The organism is Streptomyces sp. NPDC001530 (assembly GCF_042894545.1).
In the GTDB taxonomy this organism is placed as follows: Bacteria; Actinomycetota; Actinomycetes; order Streptomycetales; family Streptomycetaceae; genus Streptomyces.
In genome coordinates this window covers 378,367-391,774 of sequence record NZ_JBIAVS010000007.1, presented here as the reverse complement: position 1 = coordinate 391,774, position 13,408 = coordinate 378,367, and the positions used below count along the sequence as shown (strand labels likewise).

The following is a 13,408-nucleotide window of genomic DNA, read 5'->3' as shown; positions in this document are numbered from 1 at the left end:
CGCCAGGTGTGGGGATACGGCTGAGACCTGTGCGTTTTCTGTGAAATGCGGGGATGGGTGAGACCTTGTCCAATATCTCACTCTCTACGCGCAATTGGCTTGGTCTCGCTGTTCCCGTCAAGGCCAGGTCAAGGCCCGGTAAACCAGATTGCCCCGCCGTTCTGCGGAGGCACGCGCGCGTGAAAGGCTGGGCCGGTTGCGGAAGTGAACGAGTGGGACCGGCGGGGAAGTTGGGGGCGGTATGAGTAAGCGGCAGATTCGGCAGATGTTCCAGTTGATGGCCGCGGGGGAGGCGGTTCAGCTCACGAGTCCGATGGCCTCGGTGAAGAAACTGGCCCGACTCGCCTTCATCGCCCAGCAGTTCGGGTACGAGTACGCGGATGTACGGCAGGGCAGCGGGCGCAACAACGCGCTCACGATGCTGATCGTGCCCGACCCCAGCCCGCAGGCGCAGGCGCGGGCCGCGCAGAACTGGGCGCAGTATCCGCAGGCCGGGGACGGGGAGTCGCTGCCGCCTGTCATCCCTGACGCGCTGGAGCTGCTCAAGGCTCGGATCAACTTCGACCTCACCGGCAAGAACGCCGAGAAGCGGATGCTGTACGGGGTGGTCGGCGTCACGGTCGGGTGCGTGGTGCTGGCCGTGCGGACCGGTGGGGATTCTGTCGCCTACACCGTGGCGGGCGTTCTCTGGGCCGTGCTCATGGCCGTCTTCGGCATCGGCTTCGTCGTCACGCGCAAGCGCAACGCCAAGTTCGCGGCGCGGTTGCAGGCCGCCGGGTTCGCTCCCGTGACGGAAGAGGGCGGGCGGGTGCGGTATCTGCCGCCGACGGCTTACGCGGCGCAGGTGCAGACGGCACAGGGGCAGGGGCAGGGGCACGGGTACGCGCCGGGGCAGGCGCCGGGGCCCTATGCCCAGTACGCTCCGCAGGCTCCCGGTCCGTACACTCCGCAGGCTCCTGGCCCCTACGGGCAGCAGGCCGCCGGTCCGTACGGACAGCCGGCCCCCAGCGGGCCGTACCCCGGTCAGCAGACTCCCGGTCCCTACGCCCAGCAAGCCCCCGGGCCCTACGCCCAACCCGGCACCGCAGCCCAACAGCCCCAGCCCCAGCCCCAGCTCCAACAGCCCAACCCCTACGGAACCTGGCAGCCTCCCCAGCAGTAGCCCTCAAGGCCGCCACTCCTCCGCGAGCCCGAACGCCTCGAGCACCGTGGGCGTCTGGGACACCACCGTGTGGCTGACCCCCTCCCGGTCGGCTGTGAACACCTGCGACCTGTGCAGCCGGTACCCGTCGTCGCCCGCGGCGCGGACGTAAGCCGCGACGGCCGGCTGCCCGTTCGCGGCCCCGCTGGAGGGCGCTGTTCACGGAGGCCGTCGACGCACCGACGTGACGGTCGTGATGCCCGGCGTCTTCCATGACGGGAGGGAAGAGATCCGCGCGTACATGGCGGCCGCGTGCGCCGGGCCGCTGAAGGGGTCCAACGGGCCGCTGAAGGGGTCCAAGCCCCTCGACGAACCCCGCCGGATCCGTTTCCTCAGCCCCGGCACCGCGGTCGTCGTCAGTGAGGCCGGGATCCTCCTGGCCGGGGAGAACGAGCTCCCCGCCGACCGGATCCGCCGTGCGACCTGGGTTCTTGTCCGCGGCCCTCACGACCGGACCTGGGCGATCACCTCGTACCACGACGCGCCCGCCTGACGATCATCCCGCGGGCCCGTCCTCACCGTCGGGCTCGCGGTCAGGTGAGAGCAACGTTCCCTTCCAGTCACCCACAGCCACAGGCCGGAAACGCGCCCTCCCTACCTTCGGGTGTCATCCCCAGGCAAGCCCAGGACAGACACGAGCACCGCACCGGAGAACAGTGGAGGCGTCATGACAGCCCCTAGTACAGCCCCCGCACGGAGCAGGGGAGGCCGCTGGATCGAGCAGTGGGATCCCGAGGACGAGGCCTTCTGGCAGCAGACCGGGGAGAAGGTCGCCCGCCGCAACCTGTTCTTCTCCGTGCTGTCCGAGCACATCGGGTTTTCGATCTGGACCCTGTGGTCCGTCATGGTGCTCTTCATGGGCCCCGAGTACGGGCTCACCCCGGCCGACAAGTTCTTCATCGTGTCGATGGCGACGCTGGTCGGCGCCGTCGTCCGGGTGCCGTACACCTTCGCGGTGGCCCGCTTCGGTGGCCGGAACTGGACGATCATCGCCGCGAGCATGCTGCTGATCCCCACCATCGCCGCGTTCATCGTGATGGAGCCGGGTACGTCGTTCGGGACCTTCCTGGTCTGCGCGATGCTCGCCGGCGTCGGCGGCGGCAACTTCGCCTCGTCCATGACCAACATCAACTCGTTCTTCCCGCTCAGGAAGAAGGGGTGGGCGCTCGGGCTCAACGCGGGCGGCGGCAACATCGGCGTCCCGGTCGTGCAGCTCATCGGCCTCGCGGTCATCGGTGCCAGCGGAGGGCCGCGGGTCCTGCTGGGCATCTACATCCCGCTCATCGTGATCGCCACTGTCCTCGGCGCGCTCTACATGGACAACATCTCGTCCGTGAAGAACGACACCGGCGCCGCCAAGGAGGCGGTCAAGGATGCCCACACCTGGATCATGTCCTTCCTCTACATCGGGACGTTCGGGTCGTTCATCGGATACAGCTTCGCGTTCGGGCTCGTCCTGCAGACGCAATTCGGGCGTACGCCGCTGCAGTCCGCGTACGTCACCTTCATCGGCCCGCTGCTCGGCTCGCTGATCCGGCCCGTGGGCGGCTGGCTCGCCGACCGCTACGGCGGCGCGAAGATCACGCTGTGGAACTTCGTCGCCATGGCCGCGGCGACCGGCGTCATCGTGATCGCCTCCATGCAGAAGTCGCTGCCCCTGTTCACCACCGCGTTCATCGTGCTGTTCGTGCTGACCGGGCTCGGCAACGGGTCGACGTACAAGATGATCCCCGGCATCTTCCAGGCGAAGGCCGTAGCCATGGGGCTCAGCGGAGAGGAAGCTGCTTCCTACGGGCGACGGCTCTCCGGCGCCTCCATGGGGCTCATCGGAGCCGTGGGCGCGCTCGGCGGGCTCGGGATCAACCTGGCCTTCCGGCAGTCGTTCCTGAGCGTGGGCTCCGGCACCGGCGCCTTCGTGGCCTTCCTCGCCTTCTACGCGGTCTGCTTCACGGTCACCTGGGCCGTATACCTTCGCCGCCCGGCGGCCGCCGCGGCCCCGGCCACGGCCGCGAACGACACGAAGGCGCAGCTCAGCTACGCCGAAGTGTGACGTAACACCAGCGACATACAGCTGAACCGAGTCTGTCACGGGGCGTTGACAGGCTCGGCTCAGCCGCAAGTGCACGGCCGCGAGAGACAAGAGATCAGCGGCCCTCAGTGCACCACGACTCGACGAGCGCGAGACGAGAGCACATGTACGACCAACAGCAGCGACCGGACAACGGCCCCCTCGCCGGATTCACCGTGGGTGTGACAGCCGCGCGCCGGGCCGACGAGCTCGCCGCGCTGCTCCAGCGGCGTGGCGCCTGCGTCGTACACGCCCCGGCCCTGCGCATCGTGCCGCTCGCCGACGATAGCGAACTGCTCACCGCCACCAAGGAGCTGATCGACCACGCGCCGGACGTCGTGGTGGCCACCACCGCCATCGGCTTCCGGGGCTGGGTCGAGGCCGCCGACGGCTGGGGGCTCGGCGAGGACCTGCTCGCCCGGCTGCGCGGCGTCGAACTGCTCGCCCGCGGGCCCAAGGTCAAGGGCTCGATAAGGGCCGCGGGGCTGACAGAGGAGTGGTCGCCGTCCTCCGAGTCGATGGCCGAGGTGCTCGACCGGCTCCTCGACGAAGGCGTCGACGGGCGCCGTATCGCCATCCAGCTGCACGGCGAGCCGCTGCCCGGATTCGTGGAGTCGCTGCGCGCCGCGGGAGCGGAGGTCGTCGGCGTCCCCGTGTACCGGTGGATGCCGCCGGAGGACATCGGGCCCGTCGACCGGCTCCTCGACGCGGCCGTCACCCGCGGCCTGGACGCGCTCACCTTCACCAGCGCGCCCGCCGCCGCCTCCCTGCTGTCCAGGGCGGAGGACCGGGGGCTGCTCCCGGAACTCCTCGCCGCCCTGCACCACGACGTGCTGCCCGCCTGCGTGGGCCCGGTCACCGCGCTGCCGCTGCAGGCCCGGGGCATCGACACCGTTCAGCCCGAACGCTTCCGGCTCGGCCCCCTCGTACAGCTGCTGTGTCAGGAACTGCCGGGGCGGGCGCGGGCGTTGCCCATCGCCGGGCACCGGGTGGAGATCCGCGGGCACGCCGTGATGGTGGACGGGGCGCTGCGGCCCGTGCCGCCCGCCGGGATGTCGCTGTTGCGGGCCCTGTCGCGGCGGCCCGGCTGGGTGGTGGCCCGGGCCGAGCTGCTGCGCGCGCTGCCGGGCGCCGGCCGGGACGAGCACGCCGTCGAGACGGCGATGGCCCGGCTGCGTACGGCACTGGGCGCGCCCAAGCTCATCCAGACGGTGGTCAAGCGCGGTTACCGGCTCGCCCTCGACCCGGCCGCGGACTCCAAGTACGCGGACGCGTAAGGCCTCCCAGACCTTCCGAACCTTCAGGACCTTCCGTACCTCCCGTACAGGAACAGCGCACGCGCGAGGCACGCCAGCGCGAGCGTCGACAGCAGCGCCCGTACGACGTTCCATGCCACCCACGTGTCCTCGAACTTCTCGCGTACGGCGGCCGGGTCGGCGATCTTCGCCGGGTCGCCGGCGTCCGCGAGGTCGTTGTTGAGCGGGATGTTCGCGACGACGGTGAACAGGAAGGTGAGCGCGTACGCGGCGAGGGCCGCGAACACCCACCATTTGTACGGTGACCCGCGCAACTGCCAGGCGGAGATCGCCGTCAGCGCCAGCGCGCCCAGGAAGCTGAGGAAGAACACCGGGTTCTGGATCACGTCGTTGATGTTCTGCATGACCTCGATGTAGACGCGGTCGTCGCTGCGGGCCAGCGACGGCATGATGGCGCAGGCGAATATGTAGAAGACCCCGGCGATCAGGCCCATCGCGACCGTGGCCGCTCCCAGTACACCTCCGGCGGTCGTACGCCGCCCCGTGCTGTTGTCCGTCATGTCCTTCAGTCAACCGGCGCCGCGGCACGGGTGACATGGCCCAGGCGCGCGGCCGCATAAGCGCGCGTCCAGCACGGGAGCGGTACTGAGTCTTCCGGCGGGGCGCGCGGGCATGCACTGTAGGGAGTACGCAACCCGCGAGCACCCCCACGAGCACCCCCACGAGCACCCTCCGACCACCCCACGAGCACCTTTCATCGGCATCTCACCGACCCCTCATGGCGGTAACCCCAAGGCGGTGACAGGCACATGGCATCGGGCATGGCCACGGCCTCGTACGAGCTGCGGTTCGACTCCGGGCGGATCTGCCTGGATCTGACGGCGACCACCCACCCCGAGGAACGGCTCGACTCGGCCGCCCGGCTGAGCGCCTGGATCGCCGCATCCGGACTCGTCCCCGCGGGGACGCCGCTGGCGTCGGTCGACGCGGCGTGGCTGCTCGGCTTCCGTGAACTGCGCGGACACATCGCCCAGTTGGTGCGCGGCGAGTTCGACGCACGGCCCGCCGACGCGGCGCTCGCCCGCGTCAACGCGGCCGCGCTGGGCACCCCGCCCGCCCCCTGGGCCGTCCGCGCGGACGACGGTTCGCTGCACCGCAGACTGCGCACCCCGCCCGGCTGTGCCGAACTGCTCTCCGTCGTCGCCCGGGACGCCCTCGAACTGCTCACCGACCCGGTGGCGCGGGCGAGCCTGCGGCAGTGCGAGGGGGACAACTGCCCGATCGTCTATCTCGACACCTCCCGGGGGCGACGCCGACGATGGTGTTCCAGTGAGGTGTGCGGCAACCGGGAGCGGGTGGCCCGGCACCGGCGCCGGGCGGCACTCGCCCGGGCGTGATCCCACCCGTACGTGATCTTTCGATCACCTCTCGTGATCGAAAGCCCCTCTTCAACCGGCCTTCACCACTCCCACAAGAAATAACTGCTACCTCTTTGAACACGCGCCCGCCTGCGCACGTACCCGGTGATGAGCGACCGACTGGGGGAACCCCCGGACACCGGAGGTAGGCGTGCGCAAGGATTCCGCCGTGGCTGATGAACGAAGGCCAAGGGCCCGACATCGCATGTCTCAGCAGTCCTCGTCGACCGAACCCGACGAGGAGCTGATGCGTGCCCTGTACCGGGAACATGCGGGGCCGTTGCTCGCGTACGTACTGCGGCTTGTCGCCGGAGACCGGCAGCGCGCCGAGGACGTCGTGCAGGAAACACTCATCCGTGCCTGGAAGAACGCCGGTCAGCTCAATCGTGCGACCGGTTCGGTACGCCCCTGGCTGGTGACGGTCGCCCGGCGCATCGTCATCGACGGCCACCGCAGCCGGCAGGCCCGGCCGCAGGAGGTCGACCCGTCGCCGCTGGAGGTCATCCCCGCGGAGGACGAGATCGACAAGGCGTTGTGGCTGATGACACTGTCGGACGCGCTGGACGACCTGACCCCTGCTCACAGGGAAGTTCTGGTCGAAACATACTTTAAAGGGCGTACGGTCAATGAGGCGGCCGAGACCCTCGGCATACCCAGCGGCACCGTGCGCTCACGGGTGTTCTACGCCCTGCGGTCGATGAAGCTGGCGCTGGAGGAGCGGGGGGTGACGGCATGAACACATACGGGGGTTACGGAACGGGTGGTCCAGGAGCCATGCAGGGTCCACGGGGACAGCAAGGCCCCGGCGACATTCACGAGACCGTCGGCGCCTACGCCCTCGGCATCCTCGACGACGCGGAGGCGACCGCCTTCGAGGCACACCTCGCCACCTGCGAGTGGTGCGCCCAGCAGCTCGACGAGCTCGCCGGGATGGAACCGATGCTCGCCGCGCTCGCGGATCTGCCGGCCTCCCAGGGCACTCCGGCCATCGGGGAGTCCCTGGCCGCCCGCCCGAGCCCACGGCTCGCGGAACGGCTGGTCGACGAGGTCTCGGAGCGGCGCGCCCAGAAGCGCCGGCGCGGGATGTACCTGGTGGCGGCCGCGGCCGCGCTGATCATCGGCGGTCCGCTGACGGTGATGGCGGTCAACGGCGGCGACGACGGTGGCACCCAGATGCCCCAGGCACACGCCACCAGTCCCGCCAAGGCCGCCTTCGAGGTCATGACCGACAAGGTCTCGGCCACGGACAAGAGCACCGGCGTCAACGCCGTGGTCGCCGTCGAGAAGAAGGACTGGGGTACCCACGCGGTCCTCCAGCTCAAGAACGTCACGGGCCCGCTCAAGTGCTCCCTGATCGCCGTCGGCAAGAACGGCGAGCGCGAGACGGTGACCTCCTGGGCGGTCCCGAAGTGGGGTTACGGCATCCCGAACGCGAAGACGGAGGACGCCAAGGAGCCGCTCTACGTGCACGGCGGCGCGGCCTTCTCGCCCAACCAGATCGACCACTTCGAGGTCATGACCTTCGACGGGAAGCGGCTCGTGGAGGTGGATGCGTGAGCGAACCCCTAGCGCGCACGTAGCCTGGCGGGCCCCCTTTCGCGTACGGTTGACGGCTGCCCAGCACGTCAGAAGGGGGCCCGGTGGCCGCTCAGGCTCAGCAGGAAACCGCGCTCGGCTCGGTCCACTCCGTACCGCACGACTCCGCCAAGGACGACTCCGTACGGGACCGGGAGATCAGCGTCGAACAGGAACATCTGGACCGGGTGTACCGGCGCCTCGAGGAGAAGATCGACGAGGCGGAGTTCCTGATGAACGACGCCGCCAAGCGCGGTCAGGTCGGTACGCCGGGGGCGCTCGCGGAGCGGGACGCCCAGGTGTTCCGCGCGGGGATTCACCTGAACCGTCTCAACAACGAGTTCGAGGACTTCCTCTTCGGCCGTATCGACCTGCTCCTGGGGAAGGACGGCAAGAAGGGCCCGGACGGCGCCTACACGGCGGTGGAACCGGCCGAGGGTGCCGTCCGCGAGGACGAGAACGGTCAGTACGCGGAGATCGCGGAGACGCTCCACATCGGCCGGATCGGTGTCCTCGACGCCGACTACGCGCCGCTGGTCATCGACTGGCGGGCGCCCGCCGCGGCTCCGTTCTACCGCTCGACGCCGGTCGACCCGGGACGTGTCGTACGCCGCCGGGTCATCCGTTCCAAGGGGCGCAAGGTCCTCGGCGTCGAGGACGACCTCATGCGTCCGGAGCTGAAGGCCACCCTCGACGGCCGCGAACTCCCGGTGATCGGCGACGGCGCGCTCATGGCCGCGCTCGGGCAGGCCCGCAGCCACACCATGCGCGACATCGTGGCGTCGATCCAGGCCGAGCAGGACCTGGTGATCCGCGCCCCCGCCGCGTCGGTGACGTACGTGGAGGGCGGCCCGGGCACGGGCAAGACGGCGGTGGCCCTGCACCGGGCCGCGTACCTCCTCTACCAGGACCGCCGTCGCTACGCGGGCGGCATCCTGATCGTCTCGCCCACACCTTTGCTGGTGGCCTACACCGAGGGCGTCCTGCCCTCCCTCGGCGAGGAGGGCCAGGTCGCCATCCGCGCGATCGGCTCCCTCGTCGACGGTGCGGAGGCCACCTTGTACGACTCCCCGGCGGTGGCCCGCGCCAAGGGCTCGTACCGGATGCTGAAGGTGCTGCGGAAGGCGGCGCGGGGGGTGCTGGAGGGGCCCGGGGGCGAGTCCCGTACGTCCTCGCGCCCGGCGCCTGGCAGCGGGGCGGCGGCAGGTGTGCCGGGCGGCGTCGAGGCCGCGGCCGAAGGCGCGCGGCAGGGTGTCACCGGGGAGCCGCCGTCGCGCCCGGCGCGGGGTGGCAGGGCGGCAGCGGCGGTGCCGGGCGGCGGCGCAGCCGAAGGTTCGCGGGGCGCCACTCAGCGGTCCTCCGCGGACGCGGAGCGTCTCGCGGGTGCCGGGCGCGGGGCCACGTCCTCGCGCTCCGCGCGGGGCGGTGACGGGACGAATTCCGCCCGGGCCGCCGCTGCCGAAGGCTCGCGGGCGGGTCGCGTGGACGCGGCGATCGCCGGTGCGCGCGGCGGTGACCGGGGCCGTGCCGAGCAGCTCGCCTTCGGCGAGGAAGCCGGGGAGGTCGAGCGGGCCGGGGCCACCGGCCAGGACGCCGTCGAGCCGCAGCCCCCCGCCGGTCTCCCCACCCGCCTTCGTGTCGTCGCCTTCGGGCGGCGGCTGGAGCTGGAGGCCGCCGAGCTGGAGCGGATCAAGCGCAACGCGCTCAGCGGGACCGCGCCGGTCAATCTGCTGCGCCCGCGCGCCCGCAAGCTGCTGCTGGACGCGCTGTGGGCGCAGTCGGGCGCCGGGACGCGGCACACGGACCCGGAGCTGGCCGCCGAGCTGCGGTCGTCGTTCGACGAGGACATCACGTCCGAGGACAGCTTCATCGCGTTCCTGGACGCGTGGTGGCCGGAGCTGACGCCGCGGGGCGTGCTGGCCGCCATGGCCGACGAGCGCCGGCTCGGGCGCTGGGCGCGGCGGATCCTCAACCCTGGCGAGGTGCGCAGGGTGGCACGCTCGCTCAAGCGGGACGGGCTCTCCGTGCACGACGTGGCGATGCTCGACGAGCTGAACGCCATCCTCGGCACCCCCGCCCGGCCCAGGAAGCGGCGCGACCTCGATCCGCTCGACCAGCTCACGGGCCTGGAAGAGCTCATGCCCGTACGCGAGGAGTCGCAGCGCGAGCGCGCCGAGCGGCTCGCGCAGGAGCGGACCGAGTACGCGCACGTCATCGTCGACGAGGCGCAGGACCTCACGCCCATGCAGTGGCGCATGGTCGGGCGCCGGGGCCGGCACGCCACCTGGACGGTCGTCGGCGACCCGGCGCAGTCCTCGTGGTCCGACCCCGACGAGGCAGCCGAGGCCCGCGACGAGGCCCTCGGGACCCGTCCCCGGCGTCGCTTCACCCTCACCGTCAACTACCGCAACCCCGCCGAGATCGCCGATCTGGCCGCCAAGGTCCTCGCCTTGGCCATGCCGGGCTCCGAGTCCCCGTCCGCCGTACGGTCCACGGGCGTCCAGCCGCGTTTTGCGACAACGAACAACGGACACGGCGCCGTCGTACGGGACGCGCTCGCGCAGGCCGTGCGCGCCGAGGCGGCCCGCCTCCTCGACCGGGTGGAGGGCACCGTGGGTGTCGTCGTCGCCATGAACCGGCGGGACGAGGCCGCCCGGTGGCTCGCGGGGCTCGGCGACCGTGTGGTGGCGCTGGGCAGCCTGGAGGCGAAGGGACTGGAGTACGACGCGACGGTGGTCGTCTCGCCCGCGGAGATCGCCGACGAGTCGCCGGCCGGGCTGCGCGTGCTGTACGTCGCTCTCACTCGGGCCACTCAACAGCTGACCGTGGTCTCGGCCGATCGTGACGAGCCTGATGTGAACGGGGTGCCAGACCTGCTCCGGGACTGATGCGGGACGCGGCCCGGGGCCCACCCACCCGTCTCGCCTCTCCCAGAAGAACTCTCTGGGCGGGAATTGCCTTACGGGGATCGTTTGTTACCGTTGACGTGACACCGGCCCGATCCAAGCCCCCGGGCCCAACCTTCGTCGCTACGAGCGACCACTTGCCGCGAGGCGAGCATGGCGGGTCGGTGTCACTGAACGTAAGAACGCAGGAGAGGCCCACGTCACCCAGTGACGTGGGCCTCTTTGCTGCACCCTTGACTTCTCGTATGGTGGAAGTACTTTTCCGAAAGTGCCCGTCCGCTCGCGAACAAAACGTTCGCAATCCGGGGCGGCTACCGCGTACTCAGCGGTAGGTGCGACGATCGGACGGCATACCCGCGACCCAGCAGTACGCGCGCAGTACTCGCAGTACACGCAGTACACGGTGAAAGCAGAGGAAGTCGGCCATGGCAACGGCGCCCAGCGTCTCCTACTCGATGACGGTCCGGCTGGAGGTGCCCGCGAGCGGAACCGCGGTCTCCCAGCTCACCGGGGCCGTCGAGTCCCACGGAGGCTCGGTGACCGGCCTCGACGTGACCGCTTCCGGCCACGAGAAGCTCCGGATCGACGTCACCATCGCGGCGACCTCCACCGCTCACGCCGACGAGATCGTCGAGCAGCTGCGCGGCATCGAGGGTGTGACCCTCGGCAAGGTCTCCGACCGTACGTTCCTCATGCACCTCGGCGGCAAGATCGAGATGCAGTCCAAGCACCCCATCCGCAACCGTGACGACCTGTCCATGATCTACACCCCGGGCGTGGCCCGTGTGTGCATGGCGATCGCCGAGAACCCCGAGGACGCCCGCCGCCTCACCATCAAGCGCAACTCCGTTGCGGTCGTGACGGACGGCTCGGCCGTGCTGGGTCTCGGGAACATCGGCCCCAAGGCCGCCCTGCCCGTCATGGAGGGCAAGGCGGCCCTCTTCAAGCGCTTCGCCGGCATCGACGCCTGGCCGCTGTGCCTGGACACCCAGGACACCGACGCGATCGTCGAGATCGTGAAGGCGATCGCCCCCGGCTTCGCGGGCATCAACCTCGAGGACATCTCCGCGCCGCGCTGCTTCGAGATCGAGGCGCGCCTGCGCGAGGCCCTCGACATCCCCGTCTTCCACGACGACCAGCACGGCACCGCGATCGTCGTCCTCGCCGCCCTGACCAACGCACTTCGCGTGGCAGGCAAGGCGATTGGCGATATTCGCGTCGTCATGTCCGGTGCGGGCGCGGCCGGTACGGCCATCCTCAAGCTGCTCATCGCCGCGGGCGTCAAGAACGCCGTCGTCGCCGACATCCACGGCGTCGTGCACGCGGACCGTACGGACCTGGTGGACGCCGCCCCGGACTCGGCGCTGCGCTGGATCGCCGACAACACCAACCCCGAGGGCCTCACGGGCACATTGAAGGAGGCCGTGCGCGGCGCCGACGTGTTCATCGGCGTCTCCGCCCCGAACGTGCTCGACGGCGACGACGTGGCCGCCATGGCCGAGGACGCCATTGTGTTCGCGCTCGCGAACCCCGACCCCGAGGTCGACCCGGCAATCGCCCGTCAGACGGCGGCTGTTGTGGCCACCGGCCGCTCCGACTTCCCCAACCAGATCAACAACGTCCTGGTCTTCCCGGGCGTCTTCCGTGGCCTCCTGGACGCCCAGTCGCGTACGGTCAACACGGAGATGATGCTGGCCGCCGCGACCGCCCTCGCGGACGTGGTGACCGAGGACGAGCTCAACCCGAACTACATCATCCCGAGCGTCTTCAACGACAAGGTCGCGGGCGCGGTCGCCGGAGCGGTGCGCAACGCCGCGCGGGCGGCAGGGGTGACGGAGGCGGACAACGCGACCATGTAGGTCGGGTCGAGACCGAGGGCACGACCGCGTGAGTAGGGCTGTTTTCGCGGCTGTGACGGGTGCCACGACCGCCTGAGAACCGGCGCGTCGTGGGACGCGGGGCCTGTGGCCGCCTTTAGGGTGGCGGCCAGGCTCAGGCCTTGCAGGCCTTTTCGTGTGACTCCCAAGGGTGTTCGTGTGACTCCCAGGGGTGCCGGATTGGCTTTCCCGCCGCAGGTGGGGGCAGGATGCGTCTTCGGGCGCGAGGGTCTGGCTACGGACCCGGGTCCGGGGACCGACCGAGGACCCTGGCAGCATCGACTCCGCTGTGCCCAATATGCGGCTCCGCCGCGTGGCACGCCTCAACGGCAAGAAGAACACGGGAGTAACAACATGAACCGCAGTGAGCTGGTGGCCGCGCTGGCCGACCGCGCCGAGGTGACCCGCAAGGACGCCGACGCCGTTCTGGCCGCTTTCGCCGAGACCGTCGGCGAGATCGTCGCCAAGGGCGACGAGAAGGTCACCATCCCCGGCTTCCTGACCTTCGAGCGCACCCACCGTGCCGCTCGCACCGCGCGCAACCCGCAGACCGGCGACCCGATCCAGATCCCGGCCGGCTACAGCGTGAAGGTCTCCGCGGGCTCCAAGCTCAAGGAAGCCGCCAAGGGCAAGTAAGCCCTCTTGTACGTTCCTGTACGCCACGGGACGCGTACGAGGCGCCAGTAACGCCAATGGGGCGGCCCCCTCACCGGGGGCCGCCCCATTGGCGTACGGACGACTGCTGTCGCTATCCGAGCGCCTTGCCCGGCAGCTCCACCTTCGCGCCGAGCTCCACGAGCTGCTCCATGCTGTGTCTATCCGGAGGCTGTGACATCAGCGGCTCCGCCGCGGGCCCCCGGACCCCCGACCGGGAGCGGCGCTGCCCCGGGCCGGGAGTGGAGCGATTGCTGTCAGCCGAGCGCCTTGCCCGGCAGCTCCACCTTCGCGCCCAGCTCGACCAGCTTCTCCATGCTGTGTCTATCCGGGGGGCAACCCCCCGGACCCCCGGCCGGGAGCGGCGCTGCCCCGGGCCGGGAGTGGAGCGATTGCTGTCAGCCGAGCGCCTTGCCCGGCAGCTCCACCTTCGCGCCCAGCTCGACCAGCTTC

11 protein-coding genes are annotated in these 13,408 nt (G+C 70.5%); 10 read left to right on the top strand and 1 reads right to left on the bottom strand.

Annotated features, from left to right (window positions below):
• Nucleotides 1-241: 241 nt before the first annotated feature.
• The 4 genes from ACFY0T_RS16920 to ACFY0T_RS16905 all read left to right on the top strand — a co-directional run bounded on the left by ACFY0T_RS16920 (nucleotide 242) and on the right by ACFY0T_RS16905 (nucleotide 4,546).
• Complete coding sequence (locus ACFY0T_RS16920; protein WP_388870312.1) at nucleotides 242-1,162, top strand: hypothetical protein; 921 nt, start codon at nucleotides 242-244, stop codon at nucleotides 1,160-1,162.
• A gap of 223 nt (nucleotides 1,163-1,385) precedes the next feature.
• Entirely contained in the window at nucleotides 1,386-1,694 is a 309-nt protein-coding gene (locus ACFY0T_RS16915) for an SgcJ/EcaC family oxidoreductase (protein WP_388870309.1), read from the top strand.
• 174 nt (nucleotides 1,695-1,868) lie between these two features.
• Nucleotides 1,869-3,251: a nitrate/nitrite transporter gene (locus ACFY0T_RS16910; RefSeq protein ID WP_388870306.1), complete on the top strand. Its 1,383-nt coding sequence runs from the start codon at nucleotides 1,869-1,871 to the stop codon at nucleotides 3,249-3,251.
• A 143-nt stretch (nucleotides 3,252-3,394) separates the two neighbouring features.
• Nucleotides 3,395-4,546, top strand: a complete 1,152-nt coding sequence (locus tag ACFY0T_RS16905; protein ID WP_388870303.1) for a uroporphyrinogen-III synthase — start codon at nucleotides 3,395-3,397, stop codon at nucleotides 4,544-4,546.
• A 23-nt stretch (nucleotides 4,547-4,569) separates the two neighbouring features.
• Here the strand turns inward: ACFY0T_RS16905 and ACFY0T_RS16900 are convergent, their stop codons facing one another.
• Nucleotides 4,570-5,085, bottom strand: a complete 516-nt coding sequence (locus ACFY0T_RS16900) for a DUF1772 domain-containing protein (protein WP_388870301.1) — start codon at nucleotides 5,083-5,085, stop codon at nucleotides 4,570-4,572.
• A 249-nt stretch (nucleotides 5,086-5,334) separates the two neighbouring features.
• On the opposite strand from ACFY0T_RS16900, the gene ACFY0T_RS16895 reads away from it, so the two are divergent.
• From ACFY0T_RS16895 to ACFY0T_RS16870, 6 genes are all read left to right on the top strand, one after another.
• Nucleotides 5,335-5,922: a CGNR zinc finger domain-containing protein gene (locus ACFY0T_RS16895; RefSeq protein ID WP_388870299.1), complete on the top strand. Its 588-nt coding sequence runs from the start codon at nucleotides 5,335-5,337 to the stop codon at nucleotides 5,920-5,922.
• Nucleotides 5,923-6,148: 226 nt separating this feature from the next.
• Entirely contained in the window at nucleotides 6,149-6,679 is a 531-nt protein-coding gene (locus ACFY0T_RS16890; RefSeq protein ID WP_037619265.1) for a sigma-70 family RNA polymerase sigma factor, read from the top strand.
• 38 nt (nucleotides 6,680-6,717) lie between these two features.
• Nucleotides 6,718-7,500 (top strand): anti-sigma factor family protein, encoded by a 783-nt coding sequence (locus ACFY0T_RS16885; protein WP_388870296.1) that lies wholly within the window; start codon nucleotides 6,718-6,720, stop codon nucleotides 7,498-7,500.
• Nucleotides 7,501-7,583: 83 nt separating this feature from the next.
• The gene (locus ACFY0T_RS16880; RefSeq protein WP_388870293.1) at nucleotides 7,584-10,406 is read left to right on the top strand and encodes a UvrD-helicase domain-containing protein; all 2,823 of its coding nucleotides are present in this window, start codon (nucleotides 7,584-7,586) and stop codon (nucleotides 10,404-10,406) included.
• Between the two features lie 443 nt (nucleotides 10,407-10,849).
• A complete protein-coding gene (locus ACFY0T_RS16875; protein WP_388870291.1) occupies nucleotides 10,850-12,283 on the top strand; it encodes an NAD-dependent malic enzyme in 1,434 nt (477 codons plus the stop codon).
• Between the two features lie 372 nt (nucleotides 12,284-12,655).
• Nucleotides 12,656-12,937, top strand: a complete 282-nt coding sequence (locus tag ACFY0T_RS16870) for an HU family DNA-binding protein (protein WP_007382399.1) — start codon at nucleotides 12,656-12,658, stop codon at nucleotides 12,935-12,937.
• Nucleotides 12,938-13,408: the final 471 nt, after the last annotated feature.

What these genes read in the sequence shown, in the direction of transcription:
- ACFY0T_RS16920 (WP_388870312.1), top strand. Translation starts at nt 242, where the DNA reads ATGAGTAAGCGGCAGATTCGGCAGATGTTCCAGTTGATGGCCGCGGGG.
- ACFY0T_RS16910 (WP_388870306.1), top strand. Translation starts at nt 1,869, where the DNA reads ATGACAGCCCCTAGTACAGCCCCCGCACGGAGCAGGGGAGGCCGCTGG.
- ACFY0T_RS16905 (WP_388870303.1), top strand. Translation starts at nt 3,395, where the DNA reads ATGTACGACCAACAGCAGCGACCGGACAACGGCCCCCTCGCCGGATTC.
- ACFY0T_RS16900 (WP_388870301.1), bottom strand. Translation starts at nt 5,085, where the DNA reads ATGACGGACAACAGCACGGGGCGGCGTACGACCGCCGGAGGTGTACTG.
- ACFY0T_RS16895 (WP_388870299.1), top strand. Translation starts at nt 5,335, where the DNA reads ATGGCATCGGGCATGGCCACGGCCTCGTACGAGCTGCGGTTCGACTCC.
- ACFY0T_RS16890 (WP_037619265.1), top strand. Translation starts at nt 6,149, where the DNA reads ATGTCTCAGCAGTCCTCGTCGACCGAACCCGACGAGGAGCTGATGCGT.
- ACFY0T_RS16885 (WP_388870296.1), top strand. Translation starts at nt 6,718, where the DNA reads ATGCAGGGTCCACGGGGACAGCAAGGCCCCGGCGACATTCACGAGACC.
- ACFY0T_RS16875 (WP_388870291.1), top strand. Translation starts at nt 10,850, where the DNA reads ATGGCAACGGCGCCCAGCGTCTCCTACTCGATGACGGTCCGGCTGGAG.
- ACFY0T_RS16870 (WP_007382399.1), top strand. Translation starts at nt 12,656, where the DNA reads ATGAACCGCAGTGAGCTGGTGGCCGCGCTGGCCGACCGCGCCGAGGTG.